Below are 26,183 nucleotides of genomic sequence, written 5' to 3'. Positions count from 1 at the left end.
GTGGATACGTTGTTTTTACAGATTTTAAACATGAGTATTACTGCTAGCTACGTTGTTTTATTTGTTATAGTAGCTCGACTACTGCTTAAAAGAGTGCCTAAAATTTTTTCCTATGCCCTGTGGTCAGTGGTGTTTTTCAGGCTTATATCTCCATTTTCCTATGACAGTATGTTTAGCTTAGTACCCGTCAGCACACAAACCGTACCAACGAACATTATGTATTCACAGATACATACAATTAACAGTAGCATTACAGTTATGGATCAAACAGTAAATAACTCTATGATGTCTGCACCTGTAGTTGAAGTGAGTGTAAATCCGTTGCAGCTATGGATTACTTTGGGTGAAATACTATGGATTTTTGGTATTGCTGTATTGCTTATATATAGCTTTTTTACAGCTATAAAGCTATATATGAAACTCAAACCTGCTAGTCTAATTTTTGATAATGTGTATACAATGCATGGTATTAAAACCCCCTTTATTTTTGGTATATTAAAACCTAAAATTTATCTACCAATAGGTCTTACAGAGAAGGGAAAAAACTATATCATTAAGCATGAACAAACTCATATTAAAAGGTTGGACCATATTATAAAGCCTTTGGCCTTCTTAATCCTGTGTGTTCACTGGTTTAATCCTCTTGTTTGGGCTGCTTTCTTTTTGATGAGCGAAGATATGGAGATGTCATGTGATGAAAGTGTTATTAAGCAAATGGGTAGTGAAATTAAAAAGGATTATTCTACATCTCTTTTGTTTTTAGCAACAGGCAGACGTATTATAGGTGGTAGTCCTCTTGCTTTTGGAGAGAACAACACCAAAGGTCGGATTATTAACATATTAAACTACAAAAAGCCTCGATTTTGGGCTATTATTGGGGCAGTTATTGCTGTAGTGGTAATTAGTGTAGGGCTTATGAGTAATCCCCCTAAAGAACAGTGGACAGTAGAAGAGTATGCTGAACAATTTGTAAAGGAGAAGATAGAATTTTATAGCACGGCTTATAAGACTGTTGATAGTAAAATTACTAAACTTGAAAAAATAGCTTCCTTAGATCAATTACTTCCATCCAATGTAGAAATCTGGAGTCTTGAGTATCGTCTAAAGCCTGATGATATAAGTAATGTTATGTTAGCGGGTGGTATGAATGCAATTGATGGATGGATAACAGAAGATGAAAGTATGGGTAAACCATTGTTAGTTTTTTCTTACGAAGGTTCTAAGTTGCAGTATTTAGGATATATGAAAAGTGGGGAAGCAGATTTTTCTAATTTAGCTGGGCAGGAAATAGCCCTACGTATTTTTCTTGAAGGCAAAGGGCTATTAGAAAATGTAAGCTATAAGGGAAATCATATCCTTGTGCAATTTCAATTATCGACCGGAGAAACATCACAGCTGTTAGTATCGCAGCCAGTTATTCAAGGTGAACAGGGAATTTGGTGTGTGGAACGCTGGATGGATGGAAACGGTACAGTCTATTATGTTACGCCAGAAACGGATATTAGGATAGCCGAATACTATAAGGAACTACAAAAACAAAGTGATGATGGAACTAACCTTTCTCTTTTAGATCCTATGCAGGTTGCTACTGACTTCATAATCAATGATCTTGGTCAAGGTGGTTCTGTTGACAACATTGTTTTGAAGTATTCTGCAAAACCTGAGGATTTTTATAAAACTCCGGAAAGTCACTTTATAGGATTTATTTCTAACTTTAGTAAGGAAAGCGCTTCCTTTCATTTAGATAAAATTGAGTGGTTGACCTTAAATGACACACAGAGGCTTAAAGAGTTGAATATAGACCCAAATGATTTAAATGGGTTCTACATTTACAATCCTGATAGCTATCCAATGTATTTTCAAGTAACAGAACAAACTGAATATAATATTATAAATTGGGATGAAGGTGCTGTTCATAAATCGGTTACTATGGAGGAATTCATCGATTCTTTTAAAAAATACTCGGATTTCACACCACCCTTTAGAATTATTACAAAAGATGGATACGTCCAAAGTATTACAGAGCAATATGTGCCATAATTTTTATTCTTTGTCTTAGATTTACGTCTCATTAGCTTGTTAAATCTTTGCAAAACTGCTGCTAATGAGTGAAAAAATACAGGGAATAAAACTCAAAATTAATTCAATGGACATACCCCAGCTTGGAGTAAGCAAAGAAAGCCCTTGCATTTATACATTTGATATAGTGGAATAAAGCAATTGAAATCATTTTTACATCTGCTACTTCTAAAATTATTTCTCGCTTCTCATCAGGAAGATTTAAGAAAGTCTGCTTTGGCATAGTTAATCACCTCCTTTCTTCTATGACTACCCAGTCATATTATTATGTGACTGGGTAGTCATATTGTCAATACATAGTATTAACAATTAACAATATTTAATTCATGTAGTTGAGGAAGCCTGTAGCAACATCAATAGCACCATGTAATGCAAATTGTTCATTGCCTCCAAACCACTCAAAAGGAGTAGCATCCATTTGAATTAATAAGCCTTCTTTAGGCATACGCTTCCGACGATGATGTTGCTTAGGCTTACGATGTTTTTTAGGGCTCTTAAAACCTGCTTTAGTTAGGATGTGATATAAAGCATTATAGCTAATTTTAATCTTTTCATGAATTTCTAATAACTCCTTGAAGTGAAGAAAATTAGAATTCATGTAAACATCAGTATTTCTCAGACTAAGAATTTGATTTTTAAGATTATCTTCAATGGTATGAAGAGGTTTTTTGCCAGAGTTTTTATGTATTAAGAAAGCAACTCCTTCTTTCATCACTCCTTTTTTTAATCTTATAATCTGGCGTTCGCTTAAGCATAGAGATTTAGCAGCATCAGCAACCTTTAAATGCCCATCAATTACCATGGAGATAACATTATACCTATTCAATTGATTTTGACTCAATAGATAAATCACCTCGTTATTCATATCTAGATTTTGACCATAGGTGACATTTTCTAAAGATAATTACAAGGTGACATTATCATAAGATAAACACACAATTTTTTAAAAGGATTGACAATAATATATATTACTTATATATTAGAGATAATTACAGTCTATAATATCTTCGTAAGGAGGCTACATATTGAAATATACTAAAGCTACAAACTACGCACTTCATACCATGGCGTATATGATTAAATATAATAAAGACGATAACTTTAATTTACAAGTATTATCAAATCACTTCAATATATCTGCGACTTATCTTTCAAAGATTTTAACGCAGCTAGTAAAGGCTAATTTAGTTCAGTCGACTCCAGGTGTAAAAGGTGGCTATGTTTTACGTAAAAAAGTAGAGGAAATTTCATTTATGGATGTAATTAAGGCAACTGAGGGAACAGGAGGGTTATTTAGTTGTGAATTACATGAGGAGGAGAGCCAGTGTGAAATCTTCAAAGTGATGAAAGAAGCAGAAAACACTATGGAGACGTATTTGCTGAATAAAAAGATTTACGAAATAGTCTAAAATACAGCAATCAATGGAATATGTAAGGAATAATCTCTGCCATATTCAGCTAGATTTAAGCTTTTTATACCATGATTACAGATAAAATATATCTACAATATATACAATCTAAAAAATATGGATATGAATGATGGAGTTGAAAAAACTATTATAAGGAGATAATGATATGACAGAATTCTGGGAATCAAGCTTTATAGAAAAACAATCAATGTGGGGATTTGAACCTTCAGACTCCGCAATTTTGACAAAGGATTTTTTCCTTGAAAAGAAAGTTAAGGACATATTGATACCAGGTATTGGATATGGTAGAAATTCAAAGGTATTTATTGAGAATGGAATTAATGTAACGGGTATTGAGATTTCAAGAACGGCGATTGAGTTGGCAAGAAAAAGCGGGCTTGATGATATTAGTATCTATCATGGTTCAGTAACTGATATGCCCTTTGACAGCAAACTTTATGACGGCATATTTTGCTATGCACTTATCCACTTATTGAATAATCATGAGAGAAAGAAATTTATTAAAGATTGTTATAATCAATTAAAACCAAATGGATATATGATTTTCACAACTATTTCAAAAAAAGCCCCAATGTTTGGACAGGGGAAACAACTGAGTAGAGATCGATTTGAGAGAATAAAAGGCGTAAAAATCTTCTTTTATGATCCTGATTCAATAAAGCGAGAATTTGGAAAGTATGGGTTAACAGAAATTTCAGAAATCGATGAATCAGATAATAAAACAGAGAATAAACCTCCATTAAATTTTATGATTGTTAAATGTAAAAAAGCAGATTTTGCATAGTTAACAATATCTTTTAGTTTTTTTGCTCTTCATTCTGAAATGAAGTTGGAGAATCTTATGTTTTGAATATATTTAGATCCTCCGCTAACCCTCACAATTATAATGCCATTATTAAACTCCTTTTATATGAGTAGCTTTAGAATTCTGCTAGGTCTTCCGGCTTTACCAACTATCTTTTTGCCAACTACCTCTATATAGCCCGCTTGTTCAAGCCTTTCAATGATTCTGTTCATACTTCTGAGGGAATTTCCAAATTCCTCAGACAGTTCTAAGCTAGTGAAGGTAGACTTTTTATATATATCCATAATACACTTTAACTGATAGATATTATTTATACTGACGCCGCTTTTTTCTGAGATATCCTTCAAAGGGAGATCCAGTGGTGAAATACTGCTGTTGGATCTATCGAAGGGCGTAATTCTTTCCATACGATTTCTATCGTATACTACAAAACACTGATTTCCACCCATCTTTAGGGCTTTATTCTTCCCAATGATTGCATTGACTTTAGCTTCCCTTGCTGTGATCCCAAAGCCAATCCCAACACTAACAGTGTTGTTGGTTTTATTTTTTATGGAGCTTAGAATAGAAAGCTCCCCCAAATTTTTAGTCTCAAACTCAACTATTTGCTTTGTTGTGAAAAGCAAGTAGTTTTTTTCTGTTTCTATTACAGCAGCTTGAATACGTTGTGTAAATTTATACACCTCTTCTGTTATTCTTGTTTTTTGAAGCATAATGCTGTACTCATTTTCAGATATTAGGTCATATTCATTATTTACATCAATTTCTATAGATATTACGACAATCTGACTAATGCTCATATTTTCAAGCCTAATCTTCTCAAGAAGGTTATATAGCCTATTCTTGATTGCATTTTCATTAGGGGTTAAGAGGAGGCTTGGTACCTGATGGGCTTGAAGAAGCCTATAGACAGAGGAAATTCCTGTAATACATATTAAGTCTGGCCTTGCTAAATAGTTGTTCTTGTGAAACTTAAATAAATCATCTATAAAGGTTTCCTTAAAAATATCAAGCTTGGATACATAGGCAGAATATTGTCCAGAGCTTAGTCCAGAGTCTTCATATATGGCTCTTACAGTACCTTCAGAATAAGAGTCAATGCTAATTTGGGTGATGTCCATATGATGCTTAAGGCTTGCTTCCAGTAAAATGCGCTGTAATTGGCTCTCATCGTTTTCGATATATACCCAAGGATTTTGTGAATGCATGCTGTGATTCATAATGTCAAAAAGAATTTTCCCAGTGAAGATAATACCATCAAAATCATTAATATGCTCCTTTAGATAATTGACGGTTGTTTGAATGTGGCTCATCTCATTAGTTTGAATAGGATAGCCATCGATATTGGGGAAGCTCTTATCAATCACCTGCTGAATTCGGTTGATGTTGTCAGTATGGCCTACTATTCCGATTTTTTTCATAATAAAACCCTGTATAATGAGGTATAGTTTCTCATTATAACTTTTCCTTTCTAAGTATTTTAAAACACTAGTGCTATGGAGGGATGTATCACCCTATAGTAATTTTAAGATATACAGCAATTAAAGTCAAATTAAAGACACTATAAGGCTTTGCATATATGTGTTATGCTTTAATCAATAAATCTCAAGGGGGAATTAAAGTGATTAAATATGTTGCAGAACCTTTTAAAATCAAAATGGTTGAGCCACTGAAAATTACAACAAGGCCAGAAAGGGAAGAGAAGCTAAAGGAAGCTAATTACAATCTTTTCGGGCTTGACTCTGATGACGTGTACATTGATTTACTAACGGATAGCGGTACCGGCGCCATGAGTGATGCTCAGTGGGGAGGTATGATGACTGGTGATGAGTCATATGCCGGGGCAAGAGGCTATAAGAGGCTTCAAAATACAGTCAAAGATATTTTCAATTATAAGTACTGCCAACCTGTACACCAGGGTAGAGCAGCAGAGCAGGTTTTACTTCCAAGCCTACTTAAGAAGGGTCAAAAATGCATATCAAATATGCACTTCGATACTACCAGAGGACATGTAGGCCTTCTTGGTGCAAGACCAGTTGATATAGTTGTGCCTGAAGCAAAGGATACTCAAACATATGTGGCGTTTAAAGGCAATATGGATATTGAAAGATTAGAGGCTTATATTAACGAGGTTAGAGCAGAAGAGGTTGGACTTATCATTATGACGATAACCAACAACTCTGCAGGTGGACAACCTGTTTCTATGGCAAACATTAGAGCAACAAAAGAAATTGCAGATAAATACGGCATTACTATGATAATCGATGCTGCCAGATATGCAGAAAATGCGTATTTCATTAAGCAAAGAGAAGAAGGCTATGCAGATGTAGAAATTATAGATATTGTTCGTGAAATGTTCAGCTATGCTGATGCCTTTACCATGAGTGCTAAAAAGGACGCTATAGTCAACATGGGCGGTCTTATCGGAATTAGAGAATCTGAAGAGCTATTTACTAAGGTAAAGGGTCTGACAATTCCATATGAAGGCTTTGTAACCTATGGTGGTCTGGCAGGTAGAGATATAGAAGCCCTTTGTATAGGCCTGTATGAAGGCTTAGACAAGAATTTTCTACGATACAGAATTGGACAGGTTGAATACATTGGTGCAAAGCTTAAGGAAGCAGGGATCCCCTTCCAATACCCAGTAGGTGGTCATGCGGTATTCCTAGATGCTAAAGCTTTATTGCCACATATTCCATACTTCCAGTTCCCAGGTCATGCTTTGGCTTGCGAGCTATACCTTGAAGCAGGTATTAGATCCTGCGATATAGGCTCTTATCTTTTAGATTTAGACCCAGAGACAGCTGAGCAACAGGAAGCAGAAATGGAGTTTACAAGGCTGGCTATACCAAGAAGAGTGTACACTCAAGCTCACTTTGATGTTGTAGTTGAGGCTCTGATTAACATTAAGAAAAGAGCAAGTGAAATTAAGGGCTACGAGATATTATGGCAACCACCTGTGCTGAGACACTTCACAGCAAAGCTAAGACCCATTGAATAAGTAATATTAGAGCTTTAATAACTAGAATTAAAATATTAAAAACCTGATTTGATATGATCGAGTTGATAAGACAAAATCATACAGATTAGGTTTTTTTTCTTTATTTGATAAATACTGAGAATGTTAGGCGCAAGCAATAGAGAATGACTTAGAGATTGGAATTCTGATTAAAGAGAGTAATATGACAATCAAAACTTTTTTACTGCAGATATAAGTATTATACTGTATTGCAATTTAATTTCATTAGTGATTTTATGATACCCTGCTTTATTTCAAATACTGATTCTATTAATTAATATTTTGCCTATAAATGTACTAGAATCAGAAGTTTATCATTCTATTGACTCATTAGTTTTATTTGGGATTATTAACTGTGAACCGTATTATAAGGTAGCGAAATGGGCTCGAGTGCTATACTATTACAATATCATTTACATGCCTTGGAGAGAGATGCTTTTTTATTCCTTAACTGATATGAAATGTTGAGCAAATAATATATAATATATAATATACGCTTAAAAATAAAACGAAATTATATTAGCTTCACATTAGAATTTTATATTTAGGTTAATTTTTGAGGTGAACAAAATGAACATTACAGCATCAATCAGTACGGATATTCTTGCTATTATCGCACTTTGTTTAGCAATATGTTTGGCTAAACGGAACCCAATCATAAATAATTATAAAAATAAAATGTACATATCGGTGTCAGTGGTAACAATTATTTTGCTTGTTTTGGAAATTATTACTATATTGTTGGTACTTTCGACCAATAACAAACTGGTGGTATTCCATCGTATCGCTAACATCATGGGGTTTTCTTTGAGTCCTGTAGTTCCTTTTATCTTTCTTATGCTCTATGATAATAATCAAAAAAGAATATTTAATAAATGCTTTCTAGCCATACCCTTATATCTTAATGCAGTCATATGTATTCTAAGCTATAGTACAGGCTGGATCTTTTTCGTTGATGCTCAAAATCAGTATTTACGTGGGAGTATTTTTATACTGCCGATGATAATTAGTGCCTTTTATTTTGTTATGATAATGATTGCCGTTAAACGAAACACAGATGAATACCAAATCGACAATAGAAATTTTTTGGTTTTAATCATTATTATGCCTATGCTGGGAGCAACTCTTCAAATTATATTTGAAGATCTACTATTAATTTGGGGAAGTATGGGTATATCATTGCTACTGTATTATATTCTGTTGCGGGAGTTACAGTTCAAATATGATATTCAAACTGGAATTAAAAATCGTTCAGCATTTGAAAAAGAAATGGAGCAATATATTAAGGATGATAAAAATGCTGCAATTGTTGTGTTGGATATTAACAACTTAAAAAAAAATAATGATAGTTATGGACACAAAGCCGGAGACGAGATCATTTTCTATACTGCTAAAAGTATACAGGAAAGTTTTGCCACTATCGGGAAGGCCTTTAGGATCGGTGGAGATGAATTCTGTGTTATTTGCGAGGAGATTAAAAAAGAGTCAGTTGACCGTGGGCTGGAAAAATTAGATAATTTATTAACAAAATTAAATGAAAAACGTACCATTAAAATTGAAATCGCTTATGGGTATGCTTTTTATACAAAAGAAGAAACTGAAAGTGTATATTCTACATTCACTCAGGCTGATAAAGCTATGTATGAACATAAAGCAAGATTAAAGAGTCTTTGTGGCAGAAGAATAAATGATTAGCAATTGGAAACAAGTGTATGAGACCAAGGGTTTGAAAGCTATAGTGTAAAATAAAGGAAGGGTATTTTTTCTTAGCGATTTAAGAGAAGATACCCTTGTTTTAGATCTCTTGTGTTATGGTAGAAAAAAATATTTTATAGCTAAGGTGTGGTCATAGCACATTCATCATCATGATTTAATTGCCAGCTAATTCCAAACCTATCGATAACAGCACCATAGCATTTGCTCCAGAAGGTTTCCTGCAGAGCGATATTGATATTGCCATTATGTTTCAAGAAAAATATGAATCTAAGAGGGAAGTCATAATTAAAGGAAATATAATTGATATGGGAATGAAGTATTTTCAAAGAAAACTAGATGTTGTATCCCTTAATAGTGCTACTCCGCTGCTTAAATATGAAGTAGTAAGGAAAGGTATTCTCTTAAAAGAAAGTAAAAGAAGAGCAGAATTTGAATCTTTAGCTTTACGAGAATACTTTGACTTCCGATATTATGCTGAAGCATATAATAAAGCTATGATAGAAGCAATAAAAAAAGATTTAGCTCAGAAAGCTGGTGATATTAGTGGTAAACCAAGAGATATTAATGACAAGATTAAATAAGTTAAAGGAATATATTCATTTTTTAGATAGTATAAAAAAATATACTGAAATTGAGTATGTAAAAGATCCTTTCATATATGGATCCAGCGAAAGGTTTTTTCATTTAGCTATAGAATGTGCCATAGATATTGGGAACCATATTATTTCTGATATGAGATACAGAAAGCCAGAGACTAATAGAGATGTGTCTGAAATATTACATGAAAATGAAATTATATCTTTAAAACTAAAAGAAAATCTTGGGAACATGGCTTTTTTAAGATATCCTTTCAGAAGAGTACCCTTTTCAACGATTTCTGCGTTATAAAAGAAAATAATAAAAAATGGGCATTAAAACATATACTATTGACTTGGCATTAGTTATTGATTATAATACTATTAATTTAATATCTGCATAACGAAGATTTGTGGCATGTCACATTTCGGAGTATAAGAATAAAAGCTGTGATAAGAATTAGTAGCAATCAGGAGGCCAAACAGAAAGTTACCGGGTGATGAGAGGTGCATGGTTAGCGGTTGTGAATACATCTTTGAGCTTTGCACCCAACGGTTTTACTCAGTAGGCTGCAACGGAAATCAGCACCCGTTATTGTGCTGGAGTATCTCATCCTAAGATGACGTACTTGGTAAGGTAAGTAATGAGAGTTGCTTATGAATTTAAGGTGGTAACACGAGAAGATATCTCGTCCTTTTGGAAACAAGAGGGCGAGTTTTTTTATTACCAGCTTTTTCTTATAGACCTTGCAAATATTGAGAAATAATATTTCAAGGAGATGTTAAACATGTTAAAACCAGAAGAGCAAAAACAAATTATTCTAAAAGGGGTCCACACACTTGTAAGTGAGGATGAGTTACTGATAAAACTCAATAAATCCTTTGATACAAACCAACCACTAACGATTAAACTAGGTCTTGATCCCTCAGCACCAGATATCCATCTAGGTCATGCGGTTGTGCTGCGTAAAATCAAACAAATGCAAGACCTCGGCCATCGAGCGGTAATTGTTATTGGTGATTTTACAGGGAAAATTGGTGATCCTACTGGAAAATCTAAAGGAAGAATTGTACTCACTGATAAACAAGTAAAGGAGAATGCAAAAACCTATTGTGAACAGATATTTAAAGTGCTGGATAAAGATAAAACACAAGTACGGTTTAATAGCCAGTGGCTTTCTAAGCTTAATTTCGAAGATGTTATTAGGCTTGCTGCTACTACTACCGTTGCTAGGATTTTGGAACGAGAAGACTTTCAGCAAAGGTACAAAAGTCAAACACCTATAGGAATTCATGAATTTTTCTACCCGTTGATGCAGGCATATGATTCTATTGAACTGAAATCAGATATTGAGCTAGGCGGCACTGATCAAACCTTCAATATTCTAATGGGCAGAACTCTCCAAAAAACATTAAGTCAGGAGCAGCAGATTGCCATATTTATGCCTATTCTTGAAGGCTTAGATGGCGTAGAGAAGATGAGTAAAAGCCTTGGTAATTATATTGGTGTGAGTGAGCCTGCTGAGGTGATTTTTAAAAAAGTAATGGAGGTGCCGGATAATCTTATTATCAAATACTTTGAACTTGCAACTGACGAACATCCAAGTGAAATCGAGAGAATAATAGCAGAACTAGATAGGGGAACAAACCCAAGGGATATCAAATACCGTTTAGCTAAGATTATAACAACCCTATACCATACACCTGAGAATGTAGAAAAGGCAGTTGAATACTATAATATAGCTTTTAGTAAAAAAGCTATTCCAGAGGATATCCCAGAGCTTTCAATTGAAGGGGATCAAGAAACTGTTACGGATATTATTTCACAGCTAATAAAAATGGGTTTTGTAAAAAGTAAAAGTGAATTTATCCGTTTAGTAAATCAGGGTGGCGTACAGTTAAATTGTGAAAAACTGTCATCTGATGATTTTGTGAGTGTGATAAATTCTAACGATGTTATGAAAATTGGTAAAAAGCGTTTTGTTAAATTCAAAAAATAACTTGAGTATACTTGACCCCCTAGATGTAGTAGGGAGGTTGCAAACACATATATAAGGGGAGGAAAATCATGAATTATACTGTAAAATCAGAGGTGTTTGAGTTTAATCCGCGGCTCCACTTTGGAATTCTTATCGGGAAAGGACTTAATAATAGTGAGTCAACATCTTCAGACATCGATTTGCTCAGGAGTGCGGAGAACTATGTAAGACAAGTAATTAAGGAGGAAGAGCTCAGAAGTCTTCCTATCATACAAGACTATCGAAATACGTTGCAAGAGGCAGGGATTAATCCTAATAAGTATCCACCCTCTACAGAGGCTATGCTAAAGAGGGTACTAAAGGGTCATTCTTTGCCCACAATCAATGCCTTAGTAGATTTATGCAATGTAGTTTCTTTAGAAAATCAGATTTCTTTGGGAGGTCATGATTTAAGAGATATATCCGAGGATTTGAGTGTTTGTTTAAGTAGAGGTACAGAAAGATTTTTACCCTTTGGCGCTAATGAATATGAAACTGTAGAAGAAGGGGAGCTAGTTTTTACAAGTGGAGATATTGTACAGACAAGAAAATGGATTTGGCGTCAAAGTGAATTAGGAAAAATGACATTAGATACAAAAAATGTTTTCTTTCAGCTGGTGGGCTTTGAAGATAACGAAGGAAGTTCCTTGATTAGAGCTCTTAATACACTGGAAAAATTTGTTGCAGACCGATTTGGAGGCGTATGTCAACGCTACATAGTAAATCAAAATAATGCCAGTATTGAATTTTAGTTTAGTTAGTCTCTAATACTAAATAAAGAAGAGTGACATTATATAAAGCCGCAATGAATATTCGCATATTGTGTAATTGATTTGTAAAGATATGATGTTATTGTATAGGAGTGTGCTAGAATAGTAAAAAACGGTGATTGGTCTATTTTGCTAGCAGTAGCCCAGGCGGCTATTAAGAACAAAGACTAATCGAAGCATGATTTAAAGTAGTTCATCAAAGGGTAAGAAGCCTTCTAATTAAGTTCATAAAGAATGGTCTAAGTAGATAATTAGGTAGGGAATTGTGTCCTTGCATTAGATGTAATGGAGAAATGGATAAAAACCATTGAGTAAGTAAAGAAAATATCAGTAATATATAAGCTGAAATAAAGGAAATAGAAACACTAATGGCGAAGTATCTCGAATAACAAGGCTATTGGTAGTAAAATACTTAGAAGGTGCTTTTTTATAATTCTGATGTATGAAAGGAAGGGAGGCACTATGGGAAAAGAGGGTCTGTTGGAAAAACTAGATGAATTTCTAGATCAAATTAACCAGCAATATCCTATAGAGTTTGCTTATTTATTTGGATCATTTGCTACAGAAAAATATAATAAAGAAAGCGATATTGATATTGCCATTATGTTTCAAGAAAAATATGAATCTAAGAGGGAAGTCATAATTAAAGGAAATATAATTGATATGGGAATGAAGTATTTTCAAAGAAAACTAGATGTTATATCCCTTAATAGTGCTACTCCGCTGCTTAAATATGAAGTAGTAAGGAAAGGTATTCTCTTAAAAGAAAGTAAAAGAAGAGCAGAATTTGAATCTTTAGCTTTACGAGAATACTTTGACTTCCGATATTATGCTGAAGCATATAATAAAGCTATGATAGAAGCAATAAAAAAAGAGATTTAGCTCAGAAAGCTGGTGATATTAGTGGTAAACCAAGATATATTAATGACAAGATTAAATAAGTTAAAGGAATATATTCATTTTTTAGATAGTATAAAAAAATATACTGAAATTGAGTATGTAAAAGATCCTTTCATATATGGATCCAGCGAAAGGTTTTTGCATTTAGCTATAGAATGTGCCATAGATATTGGGAACCATATTATTTCTGATATGAGATACAGAAAGCCAGAGACTAATAGAGATGTGTTTGAAATATTGCATGAAAATGAAATTATATCTTTAAAACTAAAAGAAAATCTTGGGAACATGGCTTCTTTTAGAAATATATTGGTTCATGACTATGTGAAAATAGATCGGGTAATGGTTTATAAAATTATTACAGAGGATATTAAAGATCTAAAATTATATATGAAGGACATTATTGGGCATTTTTATGGTTAGTCTTATTAGCCTGTAGGGAGTAAGTAAAAATGAGATGTGCGCAAGCCTTCCCCACTGAAAAGCTTATCTCATTTGGAGAAGCTTCGTTTTTTAAGATATTCTTTCAGAAGAGTACCCTTTTCAATGATTTCTGCGTTATAAAAGAAAATAATAAAAAATGGGCATTAAAATATATACTATTGACTTGGCATTAGTTATTGATTATAATACTATTATTTTAATATCTGCATAATGAAGATTTGTGGCATGTCACATTTCGGAGTATAAGAATAAAAGCTGTGATAAGAATTAGTAGCATTCAGGAGGCCAAACAGAAAGTTACCGGGTGATGAGAGATGCATGGTTATCGGTTGTGAATACATCTTTGAGCTTTGCACCCAATAGTTATACTCAGTAGGCTGCAACGGAAATCAGCACCCGTTATTGTGCTAGAGTATCTCATCCTAAGATGACGTACTTGGTAAGGTAAGTAATAGGAGTTGCTTATGAATTTAAGGTGGTAACACGAGAAGATATCTCGTCCTTTTGGAAACAAGAGGGCGAGTTTTTTTATTACCAGCTTTTTCTTATAGATCTTGCAAATATTGAGAAATAATATTTCAAGGAGATGTTAAATATGTTACGGAATAGTATTATAAGTACATATGAAAAAAAATATAAAATAGGGTTATGATTCTGCCCAAAAATGTTCCAAATAGTTGACTTATAATTGTTTATAAATCTTTATTGGGAAAAAGATAAAGGATTCTTCCATATATAAAATATATTGGAAATGCTGCTACCATTGAAAGCAAAAGAAGTGAGGATGTATCATGACAAAAACATCATATTTATACAATGAGTGTAGCAAGCGTCTATCCCCATTATGTTACTAAGGCAGAGAAAAAAGGACGTGCTAAAACAGAAGTCGATGAAATTATCCGTTGGTTGACAGGTTATAGCCAGGAAGAGTTAGAAGCTCAGTTTGAAAAACAGACCGATTTTGAGACCTTCTTTGCCGAAGCTCCTCAACTAAATCCTTCCCGGGATTTGATTAAAGGTGTAGCCTTTGGTGTCCGAGTGGAAGACATCGAAGAGCCAACTATGCAAGAAATTCTATTTTTGGATAAGCTGATTGATGAGTTAGCAAAGGAAAAAGTGATGGATAAGAATTTGCGTAAATAATTATTAAAAACGAAGAAACACTGATTCTATATAAAATATAAAAGAATCGGTGTTTTTTGATGAATCGACAATAATATTGAAGCTTCAGGTAAACGAGTCCAGTAATCCCTATAATAATTCAAAAAAAGCCACGTCTAAGAGTCTTTATGTGTTTTAGCTTTTACCTACGAACAAGAACAAAGCGTTACCTTGATTTGATAATTGAAATAAATGTTCATTCCTTATTGAGAAATGTATTTGAAATCAATATAATAAAGGAAATAGATTAAATGAGAAAATGGGGGAAATAAAGGTGGTTAGATTATTTGTTTTTTTATTCACACCTATGCTATTAATACTATTTGGGATATTAATTAAGTATTTTAAACAGTACTGGTTGATTGCAGGATACAATACAGCCTCTAAAAAAGAGAAAGAAAATATCGATGCAGAAAAATTAGGCGCCTTTATTGGGAATGTAATGTTTGTTTTAGCAGCAATTAATCTATCGGGACTATTACTGCGATATTTAGGCTACAGACTGTTGGGAGATTTAACTTGGGGTTTGTTTATTATAGTAATCATATTTACTGTGTTTAGAGGACAAAGCTTTTATAAGGAAAGTGGTTCTACCAATGGAAAAATGGATAGGTTAAGTCTGATAGTAGTATTAATAGTAACCCTACCTATACTTATGTTTGTAGGGGGTCTAATGTGGTATGGGAATGTGACCAATGAGGTTACAGTAGAGGGAGATATAATTAGAATTAGTGGTATGTATGGAACATCTGTATCAAGGGAAGCTATTACATCTATTGAATTACTTAATGAGATTCCAAATATTGAAAGAAAACTCAATGGATTGAATTTTGGAAATATTAATAAAGGAGTTTTTAGGTTAGCAGACTGGGGAAATGGATGGGTCTATTTAGAATCTAATAAGGGTCCCTATGTAGTTATTAGATATAATATAGAAGGTTTAATTGTAATCAATTATAAGAACTCAGAAGATACAGAGAGGGTTTATGCGATGATTTCCAATTAGTTAGCCTACACCCTTCTTGATAGGTGAAGTCGCCTTTACTATACTATTCTTAGAGGGGATACTAGGTTTATTAACAATCCTCTAATAAGAATTTTACAAATGTTGACAGCAAAGAAAGTAATCTATATAATAAAGTTGAATATTATAAATTCTAATACTAAGAAAGGGCAAGGTATTTATAGAAATGAGAATATAATTCACTTAAACTATTTATGTAAAATGAAGACTGAAATAAGACCTAAAGCAAAGGTTTTATTGTTATGCATTTTATGATAATTTGTGAGTGGATAGTATTTTTATCTGTAGATAGCTTGTTAAAATATATGTAATCTTAATTGAGGACTTAAATTTTTATGTGGAAATAAATTTATTTACACATTGCTTAAATTTAATCCCATACTAATAAATTAGATTAGACTATGGCTTTAAAATAAAAAGTTCTCTTTCAATTCAGCCTTTTTTACTTCTGATAGATTAAGATTATATATTGTTAAGATACTATCCTCTCCGACTACAGGGAGGATTTTTTTATGTTATTAATTGAATGTAGCAAGATAAAAAAGTATTACTGCGATAGATTGATATTAGATATAGATAATTTGAAAATCTATTCTGAAGATAGAATAGGTATTGTAGGTGCCAATGGTGTAGGTAAAACTACCTTGATGAGCATATTGAGTAAAAGGCTGGAGCCTGATGAAGGATGGGTTAAGTTATATGGTAGCTATAGTTATATAACACAGATGGAGGAGCCAAGAGGTAGAAGGATAAGTGAGGAACTAGCTTCTAAATTTGGAGTCGAATCTACTTGGAGAGTAAATATGAGTGGAGGAGAAAAAACTAGATTTAAGCTGGCTGAGGCTCTAGGTAATGACAGTGTAATATTATTTGCAGATGAACCCACCAGCAATGTGGATATGGAAGGAATTCAACTGATGGAAGAGCGATTTCATGAATACAAAGGTGGACTGATTGTGATAGCCCATGATAGAGGTTTTTTAGATAAGCTATGTAATAAGATATTAGAGATAGAAAATGGTAAGATAAAAATCTATCAAGGTAATTATAGTCACTTTAGGGATCAAAAGATGAAAGAAAGAGAAAGAGCTGAAATTGAATACGATGCTTATATGAAAGAGAAGAGACGACTGGAAGAGGTAATTAATCATACAAAACAAAAAGTAAAAAACATAAGAAAGGCTCCCATAAGGATGGGGAATTCTGAAGCTAGACTGCATAAGATGGGAAACCAAAAGGCAAAGGTCAATCGTGAAAAGGCAGTTAAAAATGTAGAAAAAAGAATAGAGCATCTGGAATCTAAAGATAAACCTAAGAAGGAAGAGAGAATTAAACTAGGGATTATGGATACTGATAGAATCCATAGTAAAATAATCATAGAAGGAAAAAATTTAAATAAAACATTTGGAAATAAAATAATATTTAATGATGCAGAATTCAATATTTATAACGGCTATAAAATAGCTTTGATTGGCTCCAATGGCTGTGGTAAAAGCACCTTGATTAAAATGATTATGGAAAATGATGAAGGAATAAAGGTTGCTCAAGGTGCAAAAATAGGGTACTTTAGTCAGGATATGGATATTTTAGATGAGAAGGAAAGTATCATAGAAAATATAATGGAAAGTAGCATATACCCTGAAAATTTTGCAAGGCTATTGCTGGCAAGGCTGTTATTTAAAGGAGAAGCTGTTTACAAAAAAATTGCTGTATTAAGTGGAGGAGAAAGGGTAAAGGTTTCCTTTGCTAAGATATTACTACAGGATATAAACTTACTGGTATTAGATGAGCCGACTAATTTTATAGATATCAATGTCCTTGAAGTAATAGAGGAAGAACTAAAAGATTATGATCGAACCTTATTATTTGTTTCTCATGATCGAAGTTTTGTAGACGCTGTTGCCAGTCATATTATGACAATTGAAAATCACAAAATAAAAGTATTTCCAGGAAATTATAAAGCATATTTAACCAGCAAAGAAAAATTCATACATATTAACGAAACAGAACTTGAAAAAAGGATTTTTATACTAAAAAATCGTTTGTCAGAGGTTGTAGGAAGATTATCGATGCCGTCAAAAACAGATGATATAGTAGCATTGGATAAGGAATACCATGAAATATTGGGAGAAATAGAGAAACTGAAGGAGAGATAGAATTATTAAACTATTTAATCTCTGTATTGGATAAATACCTACAAACTTGTGCAGGAAATGTCGGATAGCTAAAAGTTATTTCTGCTATTCTATAGATAAGAGGGAGGTCATAGAGTTGGATTCGCTAAAAAAAATGAATGAAGCACTAAATTATATCGAGGAAAATCTCACCGATGAGATTGATTTTAAGAAAGTAGGCATGCTAGCTTGTTGATCGGAGTATCACTTTCAGAGAATGTTTTCTTTTCTTGCAGGGGTTACACTATCGGAGTATATCCGTCGAAGACGTCTTACCTTGGCTGCTTTTGATCTACAAAATAGCTCTATAAAGGTAATTGATATTGCATTGAAATATGGATATAATTCTCCAGATTCTTTTACAAGGGCATTTCAAGCTATGCATGGGGTAACCCCAACAGTTGCTCGAAGTAAAAGCATTCCATTAAAAGCTTATCCACAAATGACCTTTTATCTATCAATTAAGGGAGGTATTGAAATGAATTATAGAATTGAAGAAAAAGAGGCATTTCGCATAGCTGGTATTATGAAAAGAGTACCTATAATTTTCCACGGAGTTAACCCGGAAATTGCTGCAATGTGGGAAAGTTTGAATGACAAAATAATAGAACAGCTTTATGAACTTTCAAATGTAGAACCTAAGGGACTGATTAGTGCATCCACTAATTTTTCTGAAGGGCGAATGGAGGAGGAAGGAGAGCTTGATCATTATATAGGTGTGGCAACCAACAAGGAATGCCCAGATAATCTATCACGGCTTGAAGTTGCTGCCTCAACATGGGCTGTATTTGAAGCAGTAGGACCTTTTCCTGAGACTCTACAGGATATATGGGGACGTATCTATTCTGAATGGTTTTCATCCTCAAACTATGAAATAGCAGAGGGACCTGAAATATTGTGGAATGAGGATAAGGATTTAACTGATCCAAATTTCAAAAGTGAGATATGGATACCGGTTGTAAAGAAATAAGGAATGAACCCCACTGAAATCAGTGGGGTTTATTTGAAATTAATCATATTTTACATTATTGAATCTAACCTACTTAGACATAATATAAAAAACATAGCTATATTCAGAATAATATTTGTGGTATAGATTAATCTCTGTTTGCAACAGATTAATAGTCTGTTTAGCAACCTCATTGTCTGCATACTTTTGAAGCATACTGTTAATGCTGGCTTGTAGCGGAGTATAATAGTTATCGGTCCAATCTGTAACAGGCGCAATAAAATGGGTTTTATAACTATATCCTGCCTTCTTAATTTGATTTATTTTGTTTTCTACAGTATCGATTTGTGGATAGTCATTTGACCAAAAATTATAAATTTCTTCTGATGGGTTATTTACTACCCAACTAATCTCACTACAAATAAGATATCCATCATCCCTAAGAAACCTCTTCCAATCATGAAGTCCATTTTCAAATCCAGCTATGTAAATAGCACCCTCTGACCAGATTAAGTCAAATGAATTATCCTCAAATGGCATTTCAAACATAGATATACACTTTCCTATTACCCTATCAGATAATCCATGTTCTCGTGCCGTGTTATTCAAATTCTCTATAAAGGTCACATTATTGTCTATTGCAGTAATTATGGCATTGGGAAACTCCTGTGCTAACAACATTGTGTGAATGCCGTTGCCACAACCAATGTCTAAAATCTCAATCTGCTCTTTTGAGCTATGAAACATCGATATTGCCTTTAATGTAGAAGCTTTGCTACCAGGACCCATCCTATCTAAACCTTCAAATGCTTCAAAAAAATATTTTTCCATTTTATAATCCTCCAGTTAGTTTATTTACTTACACTGGAATGCAGGAGGGCACATAATAAAATTATAATTTATTTGGAAAAACCCTCCTGCTTGAAACCGACTCATTTTTAATATTTTTATACATAAAAACATCCTTTCTGTTATTATCTATTATCAGAATCTATTATATTACGATGGAATGACGTTGTCTATACGTTAACTCATCATTAAAGCCTTAAGCAAGTTACTTCTTGATTTCAATGTTAGTTCATATTTAGTTCACATTAAAATTATACAATATATCTATAATCAAGAGAATAATTAAAGAAATACATAATATAGAAAGCAAATAACTACGAAGGAACAAGTGGGCATGAAAAATGAAAAGCAAAATATTAAGAGATTATTGTATAGCTTATCAATTAAGTTGGAGGGGTAGGATGAATAAATTTAGGAAAGAACACATGATGACCAACTGTCCTAATTGTGGAGGAATAAATATAGGAAGATTAAATAAGTATAGTTATTTTTGTCGAGAATGTTTTGTAGAAGTAGCTATAACAAGGAAAAATCATATATATGTCTATATTCATTCGGAGGATGGTATGATAACAAGAAGGATCAAGGTAGGATAAGGGATAAGGCAAAAGAGTAGGGTTGCAAAGCTATAGAAAAGATGGTGTTTATTATAATTTAAGGGGCTCTTTAAAGGTTTGTCAAACTTATTAGCAGTTATCAACTACAATCAAGAAATTGTGAGCAAGAATAGATTCAAATAATTTACATGGAAAATCGCTAGAAAAAGTGCACTCATTCTAGCGAATTACAATGTTTAATGAAGCTAATAAAGTGGTGGAGTCGGAGCATTACATGATGGAAATGGAAGAACATCTCGGATTCTGTATAGGGGGTAGTGTTTTAATGCAAACTGAGTATGATATAAATACTCCAGCAAGTATATTTCATTATGAGTTATAGTACAAAGTATACCTGAAACACCTGTGCCGTCAGTTAGTGACACACCTACAGGTTGGTTTATTAAATATTGCATAGTTGTTTGCCAAGGCATATTGCCTCACCTCCTAATATAGAATATTCAATACTTAAAAATAAGGTACTGTATAGAGAAAAAAAGACACGGGGACAAACGAGAAAGGTCCCCCATGTCCGAATATCATCAATACCCAGCAATCTTACCTATTAATACATAGGTTACCTTTGCTGGGTTTTTGCGCCTTAAATCTAAAAAACTTTTAAAGTACGGATAATACCACGTAGCTAAAGAGAACTAAAAGTGTATAAAATTCTGACAATTGTAAACAGTATTTAATGGAGAAAAAATGTTCGGTTAATTAGAAAGGATTTTGAACCTAAAAAGCGTATATATATAGTAAGCTTATTATAGGAAGGTTGAAGGAAAATGAAAGAAAACCTTAGAAAAATGACCGAAGAGCTTGAATCTAAAAATTTATCTCCCTATGCTCAATTAAGTCATAAAACTAGGGGCAGGTTAGTAGAGGAGGATGAATGTGATATACGAACTGTTTATCAAAGGGATAGGGATCGCATTATTCATTCCAAATCATTTCGTGCCCTTAAAGAGAAAACCCAGGTTTTTATTGTAAAGGATGATTTTTTTCGAACTAGACTAAGTCATACTCTTGAGACCAGTCAAATAGCTAGAACTATTGCAAGAGCTCTTAGAATTAATGAGGACCTAGTAGAAGCAATAGCATTGGGGCACGATTTGGGGCATACCTGCTTTGGTCATAGCGGAGAAGAGGTGCTTCATAGCATTACCGGACATTTTAAACACAATGAACAAAGCCTCAGGGTGGTAAATGAACTGGAAGGAGACGGTAACGGGCTAAATCTCACATTTGAAGTGAGGGATGGTATTTTGAATCATACAGGGGAAGATCTTCCTGTTACTTTAGAGGGTAAGCTAGTTAAACTTATTGATACAATTACTTATCTTTGTCATGACATACAAGATAGCATAAGCGCAGGTATATTAAAGGAAGAGAAAATTCCTAATAGCTTTATTGAAGTTTTGGGAAATACCCATAGTAATAGAATAAATACCTTTGTGAAGGACATTATAGAAGAAACAACAAAACAGATATCTGTAGGAAGTGCAATTAATATATATCAGAGCATTGAGATAGCTGATGTTACTCAAAAATTGAGAGAGTTTATGTTTAAACAAGTATATAACGGAGATATATGCTTAAGAGAAAAGGAAAAGGCAACCTTTATAGTAAAAACCCTTTATAACTATTTCGTAGAAAATCCTAATAAAATGCCATGTGAATATATAAAGCGATTGGAGAAGGATTCTTTAGATAGGGTAGTAACAGATTGTATCGCAGGAGCTACAGATTCATATGCAATAAAATTATTTCAGAATATTTTTATACCATCACCCTATTGATTAGTACCGAAGTTAAATATTCAGAATTTACTTTTTTTATTCTATGGGGAGGATTTAACAAGTTTTATGTCGAATAAACTTCACCATGTCATTAAAGAGGGGTTAAATTAAATATGAAGGTAATTGTTGATGCCGATGCTTGCCCCGTTAAAGAGATTGTAAAAGCTTTATGTATTAAGTACAATATAGATTTGTTATTTATTCATAGTATTAGTCATATTTCAGAAGCTGATGAAAATGTTGAAAGAATTATTGTTGATAGTGAAGCTCAGGCAGCTGATATGGCAATTATTAATAATTCACAAAAGGGAGATTTAGTTATTACTGCAGATACAGGTTTAGCTGCTATCATATTGGGGAAAGGCTGTTATGCCTTGAATCCATGGGGACAAATTTATACTAATGAAAATATAGATAATCTCTTAGAAAATAGATATTTAACACAAAAGTTACTTGCTTCTGGCGGACGGGTAAAGGGACCTAAGAAAAGAAAAAATATTGATAACCAATACTTCACAGGGGCTTTAGAAAAATTCCTACAAAAAATTATCCAAATCGATGGTTAGTAGAAGGACTTTATAAAAGAAAACAGAACTAATAATATATAGAAAGTAACTAATAATTAGGTGGTATATATGGGAAATTTTTTTCCTGATGAAATTATTGAAGAGGTAAAGGACAGAAATGATATAGTTGATGTTATATCCGGCTATATATCTGTTAAAACTACAGGTGGTAGCCATAAAGCCCTTTGTCCCTTTCATAGAGAAAAAACTCCCTCCTTTGTTATCAATGCTGAAAAGCAAATTTATAAATGCTTTGGGTGTGGCGTAGGAGGAGATGTAATTCATTTTGTAATGAAAATTGAAAATCTAGATTTTATAGATTCTATTAAAGTTCTAGCCCAAAGGGCAAATATCCATATAGAGGAAAATAATATTTCCAATGAGGAAAAAAGAGAACTGCAAAAAAAAGTAGAGCTATACGAAATAAATAAAGAAGCAGGGCGATTTTTTTATTTGAATCTTATAAAAAGTGGCAAATTAGCACTTGAATATCTTGAAAAAAGAGGATTAACAAGTCAAATCATTAAAAGCTTTGGTTTGGGGTATTCATTAAATAATTGGGAAGATTTATTAAATCACTTGCTAAAGCTTGGTTATGATGAAAAAACTATAAATATTTCCGGGTTGATAATCGCAAGAAAAGATAAATCTGGGTATTATGACCGATTTCGAAATCGAATAATGTATCCAATTTTTGATACTAGAGGAAATGTGATTGGTTTTGGAGGTAGGGTGCTTGACAATAGTTTACCAAAATACTTAAATTCACCTGAGACTCCAATTTTTAATAAAAGCAATACATTATATGGATTGAACATTGCTAGAAAGAATATTACTGATGGTAAAATAATTATTGTAGAAGGCTATATGGACGTTATTGCACTACATCAGCATGGATTTAAAAATTGTGTTGCATCTTTAGGCACATCATTAACAAAGGGACATGCATTATTACTTAAAAAATACTGTCAAGAGGTTATTGTTTGCTTTGATGGAGATGAAGCAGGAACTAATGCAACCATTAGAAGCCTTGATGTATTAGAGGAAGCAGGTTTGATCCCTAAGGTACTGGTTCTTCCCAACAATTTAGATCCAGATGACTTTATTAACCAAGATGGTAAATTTCAATTTAAGGAACAATTACAGAGTGCGATAGGTCTAATTGATTATAAGTTACTTCTTGCTAAAAAAAAGCATGATTTAAATTCATCAGAAGGTAGAATTGGGTTTGTAAAAGAACTAGCAAGCGTTATGAAGGATATTAAAAGTCCTGTAGAAAGGGAGGTTTATATCCAAAAGATTGAAAAGGAAACAGGAGTCTCTAAGGAAACCATACAGCTTGAAATATATGGAAACAGATCTCCGAAGCCCTTTGAAAAGAATCAAAAGTATACTTCTAAAAACAAAAGAGATAATAAATATATAGATGCTATAAATCCTGTAGAACAAAAAGGACATATTATAGCAGAAAAGCAATTAATTAAGGCAATGATCATAAATAAAGAGCTTGTTCCACTATTTGCGTCAAAAGTTAATCTTGAAGAGTTTTCAATAGCTGAATATCAAATGATTTTTGAATACTTACTATCTAATAATGACAAGATTTACAGTATAGAGTCACTACTAAATGAACACCCTCAACTTCAGGAGATAATAAAAGATATATTGAAGACAGACATTGAGCATATAAATATAGAAAAAGCTTTAGAGAAATATATTATTAATTTAAGAAGATACAAGCTATTATATCAAATTAGAATATTACAGCAGCAGCAAAATGATCTGCTTAAGGAGAAAAAATTAAATAAGGAAGAGGTTGAGAAGGAATTGCTTAAAATTGGAGTAGAGATTATGAGATTAAATACAGAGATACAGAAGCTACAGCTTTAAGGAAAGGAGGGGACATTTGTGAGTAATCCACAGGAAGGCAAAAAAGAGACAGTTAAGCTACTGATAGAAAAAGGTAAAAAAAGAGGAATGATTACCTATACGGAAATAATGGATGCATTTGAAGATATTGCTTTAGATAAAGATCAGATTGATGAAGTTTATGAACATCTTTCAACTTTAGGAATAGATATCGTCGGAGATAAAGACGATGATATCGATATTGAAGTTGATGAGGCTGAACTAGAAGCTGAAATTCCACTAGAGGAAAACATAGAAGATGATGTGGCATTATTAAAAGGGATTAATATAGATGATCCTGTAAGAATGTATTTGAAGGAAATAGGAAAAGTGCCATTGCTTTCAGCTACTATGGAAATTGATTTAGCTCAACGAATGGAAGCTGGAGACGAAGAAGCAAAAAAACAGCTTGTGGAGGCTAATCTTCGACTGGTTGTTAGTATTGCTAAAAGGTATGTAGGCCGAGGGATGTTGTTTTTGGATCTTATTCAAGAAGGAAATCTTGGTCTAATAAAAGCTGTGGAAAAATTTGATTTTCGTAAAGGGTTTAAGTTTAGTACCTATGCTACCTGGTGGATACGTCAAGCAATTACTAGAGCAATTGCTGATCAAGCCCGTACAATTCGAATTCCCGTTCACATGGTTGAAACAATAAATAAATTAATACGTGTTTCAAGACAATTATTACAGGAATTAGGACGTGAACCTAAGCCAGAAGAAATTGCAAGAGAAATGGATTTATCAGAAGAAAAGGTTAGAGAAATTTTAAAAATTGCTCAAGAACCTGTTTCTTTAGAAACACCAATTGGTGAAGAAGAGGATAGTCATTTGGGAGATTTTATCCCCGATGATGAGGTGCCCGCACCTGCAGAAGCAGCAGCATTTTCATTGTTGAAGGAGCAATTAATTGAAGTTCTAGATACTTTGACCCCAAGAGAACAAAAAGTTTTAAGACTCCGTTTTGGGCTAGATGATGGAAGAGCAAGAACTTTAGAGGAAGTAGGTAAGAAGTTTGATGTTACCCGCGAGCGTATTCGACAAATAGAAGCTAAGGCATTAAGAAAGCTACGACATCCAAGTCGAAGTAAAAAACTAAAAGATTATCTTGAATAAATCAATAATAGATTCGCAACTGCGAATCTATTATTTTATCACCATAATGATGTTAAGAGTATAATTCTTTTAATTACCAATATTGTTTTTGCTTAGCGTATTCAATTTTCTTCTTTTTTTCCTCTGCTGTTTCACTGTCATCAATTTGATCTTGCAAAACGTGCATTATTTGGTCTGCTTCTTCCTCCCATTCTTGGGTACGTCCTCCCCATTTAAATTGAACCATGTCCTCTGGAGGAACAATCTTTTTTTTCTTTTTATTTGTATGGGGCATTATATAACCTCCTT

26 protein-coding genes, 1 pseudogene and 2 other annotated features are annotated in these 26,183 nt (G+C 33.2%); of the genes and pseudogenes, 21 read left to right on the top strand and 6 right to left on the bottom strand.

All coding sequences use genetic code 11. The features are described 5' to 3' along the window. Positions 1 to 2,040, top strand: coding sequence for a M56 family metallopeptidase (locus BLP68_RS02420; RefSeq protein WP_091539594.1), 2,040 nt, complete (start codon positions 1 to 3; stop codon positions 2,038 to 2,040). Between the two features lie 103 nt (positions 2,041 to 2,143). Here BLP68_RS02420 and BLP68_RS21595 read toward each other — a convergent pair whose 3' ends face one another. After that, positions 2,144 to 2,302, bottom strand: coding sequence for a hypothetical protein (locus tag BLP68_RS21595; protein WP_176758834.1), 159 nt, complete (start codon positions 2,300 to 2,302; stop codon positions 2,144 to 2,146). A 96-nt stretch (positions 2,303 to 2,398) separates the two neighbouring features. Then, the gene (locus tag BLP68_RS02415) at positions 2,399 to 2,920 is read right to left on the bottom strand and encodes a hypothetical protein (protein ID WP_091539591.1); all 522 of its coding nucleotides are present in this window, start codon (positions 2,918 to 2,920) and stop codon (positions 2,399 to 2,401) included. A gap of 184 nt (positions 2,921 to 3,104) precedes the next feature. Here BLP68_RS02415 and BLP68_RS02410 point away from each other — a divergent pair, with 184 nt between their 5' ends. Together BLP68_RS02410 and BLP68_RS02405 are read left to right on the top strand one after the other, a co-directional pair. Continuing rightward, a complete protein-coding gene (locus BLP68_RS02410) occupies positions 3,105 to 3,488 on the top strand; it encodes an RrF2 family transcriptional regulator (RefSeq protein ID WP_091539589.1) in 384 nt (127 codons plus the stop codon). A gap of 166 nt (positions 3,489 to 3,654) precedes the next feature. Continuing rightward, the gene (locus BLP68_RS02405) at positions 3,655 to 4,293 is read left to right on the top strand and encodes a class I SAM-dependent methyltransferase (protein WP_091539586.1); all 639 of its coding nucleotides are present in this window, start codon (positions 3,655 to 3,657) and stop codon (positions 4,291 to 4,293) included. Between the two features lie 122 nt (positions 4,294 to 4,415). Here the strand turns inward: BLP68_RS02405 and BLP68_RS02400 are convergent, their stop codons facing one another. Beyond that, positions 4,416 to 5,735, bottom strand: coding sequence for a hypothetical protein (locus BLP68_RS02400; protein WP_091539584.1), 1,320 nt, complete (start codon positions 5,733 to 5,735; stop codon positions 4,416 to 4,418). A gap of 200 nt (positions 5,736 to 5,935) precedes the next feature. Between BLP68_RS02400 and BLP68_RS02395 the strand changes: the two genes are divergently transcribed. The 13 genes and pseudogenes from BLP68_RS02395 to BLP68_RS02340 all read left to right on the top strand — a co-directional run bounded on the left by BLP68_RS02395 (position 5,936) and on the right by BLP68_RS02340 (position 19,085). Beyond that, the gene (locus tag BLP68_RS02395) at positions 5,936 to 7,315 is read left to right on the top strand and encodes a tryptophanase (protein WP_091539582.1); all 1,380 of its coding nucleotides are present in this window, start codon (positions 5,936 to 5,938) and stop codon (positions 7,313 to 7,315) included. A 588-nt stretch (positions 7,316 to 7,903) separates the two neighbouring features. Next, on the top strand, positions 7,904 to 9,028 hold the full coding sequence (locus tag BLP68_RS02390; RefSeq protein ID WP_091539579.1) for a GGDEF domain-containing protein: 1,125 nt from the start codon (positions 7,904 to 7,906) through the stop codon (positions 9,026 to 9,028). A gap of 179 nt (positions 9,029 to 9,207) precedes the next feature. Then, positions 9,208 to 9,630 (top strand): nucleotidyltransferase domain-containing protein, encoded by a 423-nt coding sequence (locus BLP68_RS02385; protein ID WP_091539578.1) that lies wholly within the window; start codon positions 9,208 to 9,210, stop codon positions 9,628 to 9,630. Next, complete coding sequence (hepT, locus tag BLP68_RS02380; protein ID WP_242876887.1) at positions 9,614 to 9,937, top strand: type VII toxin-antitoxin system HepT family RNase toxin; 324 nt, start codon at positions 9,614 to 9,616, stop codon at positions 9,935 to 9,937. Before BLP68_RS02385 ends, hepT (BLP68_RS02380) begins: the two co-directional genes overlap by 17 nt. A gap of 128 nt (positions 9,938 to 10,065) precedes the next feature. Then, positions 10,066 to 10,324, top strand: a binding site (T-box leader). A gap of 88 nt (positions 10,325 to 10,412) precedes the next feature. Next, on the top strand, positions 10,413 to 11,624 hold the full coding sequence (tyrS, locus tag BLP68_RS02375) for a tyrosine--tRNA ligase (protein ID WP_091539572.1): 1,212 nt from the start codon (positions 10,413 to 10,415) through the stop codon (positions 11,622 to 11,624). A 68-nt stretch (positions 11,625 to 11,692) separates the two neighbouring features. Next, the gene (locus tag BLP68_RS02370) at positions 11,693 to 12,394 is read left to right on the top strand and encodes a B3/B4 domain-containing protein (RefSeq protein ID WP_091539571.1); all 702 of its coding nucleotides are present in this window, start codon (positions 11,693 to 11,695) and stop codon (positions 12,392 to 12,394) included. A 480-nt stretch (positions 12,395 to 12,874) separates the two neighbouring features. Next, positions 12,875 to 13,294: a type VII toxin-antitoxin system MntA family adenylyltransferase antitoxin gene (gene mntA, locus BLP68_RS02365; protein WP_176758833.1), complete on the top strand. Its 420-nt coding sequence runs from the start codon at positions 12,875 to 12,877 to the stop codon at positions 13,292 to 13,294. Positions 13,295 to 13,315: 21 nt separating this feature from the next. Next, complete coding sequence (hepT, locus tag BLP68_RS02360; RefSeq protein WP_091539565.1) at positions 13,316 to 13,735, top strand: type VII toxin-antitoxin system HepT family RNase toxin; 420 nt, start codon at positions 13,316 to 13,318, stop codon at positions 13,733 to 13,735. 269 nt (positions 13,736 to 14,004) lie between these two features. After that, positions 14,005 to 14,263, top strand: a binding site (T-box leader). 309 nt (positions 14,264 to 14,572) lie between these two features. Then, positions 14,573 to 14,899, top strand: a complete 327-nt coding sequence (locus BLP68_RS02355; RefSeq protein WP_091539563.1) for a DUF2200 domain-containing protein — start codon at positions 14,573 to 14,575, stop codon at positions 14,897 to 14,899. Positions 14,900 to 15,191: 292 nt separating this feature from the next. After that, the gene (locus BLP68_RS02350; RefSeq protein ID WP_176758832.1) at positions 15,192 to 15,923 is read left to right on the top strand and encodes a DUF3784 domain-containing protein; all 732 of its coding nucleotides are present in this window, start codon (positions 15,192 to 15,194) and stop codon (positions 15,921 to 15,923) included. A gap of 530 nt (positions 15,924 to 16,453) precedes the next feature. Then, positions 16,454 to 18,097, top strand: coding sequence for a ribosomal protection-like ABC-F family protein (gene abc-f / locus BLP68_RS02345; RefSeq protein WP_091539558.1), 1,644 nt, complete (start codon positions 16,454 to 16,456; stop codon positions 18,095 to 18,097). Between the two features lie 226 nt (positions 18,098 to 18,323). Then, positions 18,324 to 18,512 (top strand): annotated as a pseudogene (locus tag BLP68_RS22300) (helix-turn-helix transcriptional regulator); the annotation flags it as partial. Further along, complete coding sequence (locus BLP68_RS02340) at positions 18,495 to 19,085, top strand: GyrI-like domain-containing protein (protein ID WP_330389034.1); 591 nt, start codon at positions 18,495 to 18,497, stop codon at positions 19,083 to 19,085. The pseudogene BLP68_RS22300 and the gene BLP68_RS02340, both read left to right, overlap by 18 nt. Positions 19,086 to 19,154: 69 nt before the next feature. Here BLP68_RS02340 and BLP68_RS02335 read toward each other — a convergent pair whose 3' ends face one another. Next, positions 19,155 to 19,895 (bottom strand): class I SAM-dependent methyltransferase, encoded by a 741-nt coding sequence (locus BLP68_RS02335; RefSeq protein WP_091539557.1) that lies wholly within the window; start codon positions 19,893 to 19,895, stop codon positions 19,155 to 19,157. 419 nt (positions 19,896 to 20,314) lie between these two features. Here BLP68_RS02335 and BLP68_RS02330 point away from each other — a divergent pair, with 419 nt between their 5' ends. Next, positions 20,315 to 20,509, top strand: a complete 195-nt coding sequence (locus tag BLP68_RS02330; RefSeq protein WP_091539555.1) for a hypothetical protein — start codon at positions 20,315 to 20,317, stop codon at positions 20,507 to 20,509. Positions 20,510 to 20,715: 206 nt separating this feature from the next. On the opposite strand, the gene BLP68_RS02325 is transcribed toward BLP68_RS02330, so the two are convergent. Further along, complete coding sequence (locus tag BLP68_RS02325) at positions 20,716 to 20,943, bottom strand: hypothetical protein (protein ID WP_091539553.1); 228 nt, start codon at positions 20,941 to 20,943, stop codon at positions 20,716 to 20,718. Between the two features lie 351 nt (positions 20,944 to 21,294). Here BLP68_RS02325 and BLP68_RS02320 point away from each other — a divergent pair, with 351 nt between their 5' ends. From BLP68_RS02320 to rpoD, 4 genes are all read left to right on the top strand, one after another. After that, positions 21,295 to 22,308 carry a deoxyguanosinetriphosphate triphosphohydrolase gene (locus BLP68_RS02320; protein ID WP_091539551.1) on the top strand — a complete coding sequence of 338 codons (1,014 nt, stop codon included), beginning with the start codon at positions 21,295 to 21,297 and terminating at the stop codon, positions 22,306 to 22,308. Between the two features lie 113 nt (positions 22,309 to 22,421). After that, a complete protein-coding gene (locus BLP68_RS02315) occupies positions 22,422 to 22,874 on the top strand; it encodes a YaiI/YqxD family protein (protein ID WP_091539549.1) in 453 nt (150 codons plus the stop codon). A 69-nt stretch (positions 22,875 to 22,943) separates the two neighbouring features. Then, positions 22,944 to 24,764, top strand: a complete 1,821-nt coding sequence (gene dnaG, locus BLP68_RS02310; protein WP_091539548.1) for a DNA primase — start codon at positions 22,944 to 22,946, stop codon at positions 24,762 to 24,764. Between the two features lie 18 nt (positions 24,765 to 24,782). Then, on the top strand, positions 24,783 to 25,895 hold the full coding sequence (rpoD, locus tag BLP68_RS02305) for an RNA polymerase sigma factor RpoD (RefSeq protein WP_091539545.1): 1,113 nt from the start codon (positions 24,783 to 24,785) through the stop codon (positions 25,893 to 25,895). Positions 25,896 to 25,968: 73 nt separating this feature from the next. Here rpoD and BLP68_RS02300 read toward each other — a convergent pair whose 3' ends face one another. Continuing rightward, the gene (locus BLP68_RS02300; RefSeq protein ID WP_091539543.1) at positions 25,969 to 26,169 is read right to left on the bottom strand and encodes a hypothetical protein; all 201 of its coding nucleotides are present in this window, start codon (positions 26,167 to 26,169) and stop codon (positions 25,969 to 25,971) included. Positions 26,170 to 26,183 lie beyond the last annotated feature (14 nt).

Source organism: Alkaliphilus peptidifermentans DSM 18978, from assembly GCF_900101495.1.
Classification (GTDB): domain Bacteria; phylum Bacillota; class Clostridia; order Peptostreptococcales; family Natronincolaceae; genus Alkaliphilus_C; species Alkaliphilus_C peptidifermentans.
This window is presented reverse-complemented; position numbering and strand designations above follow the sequence as displayed.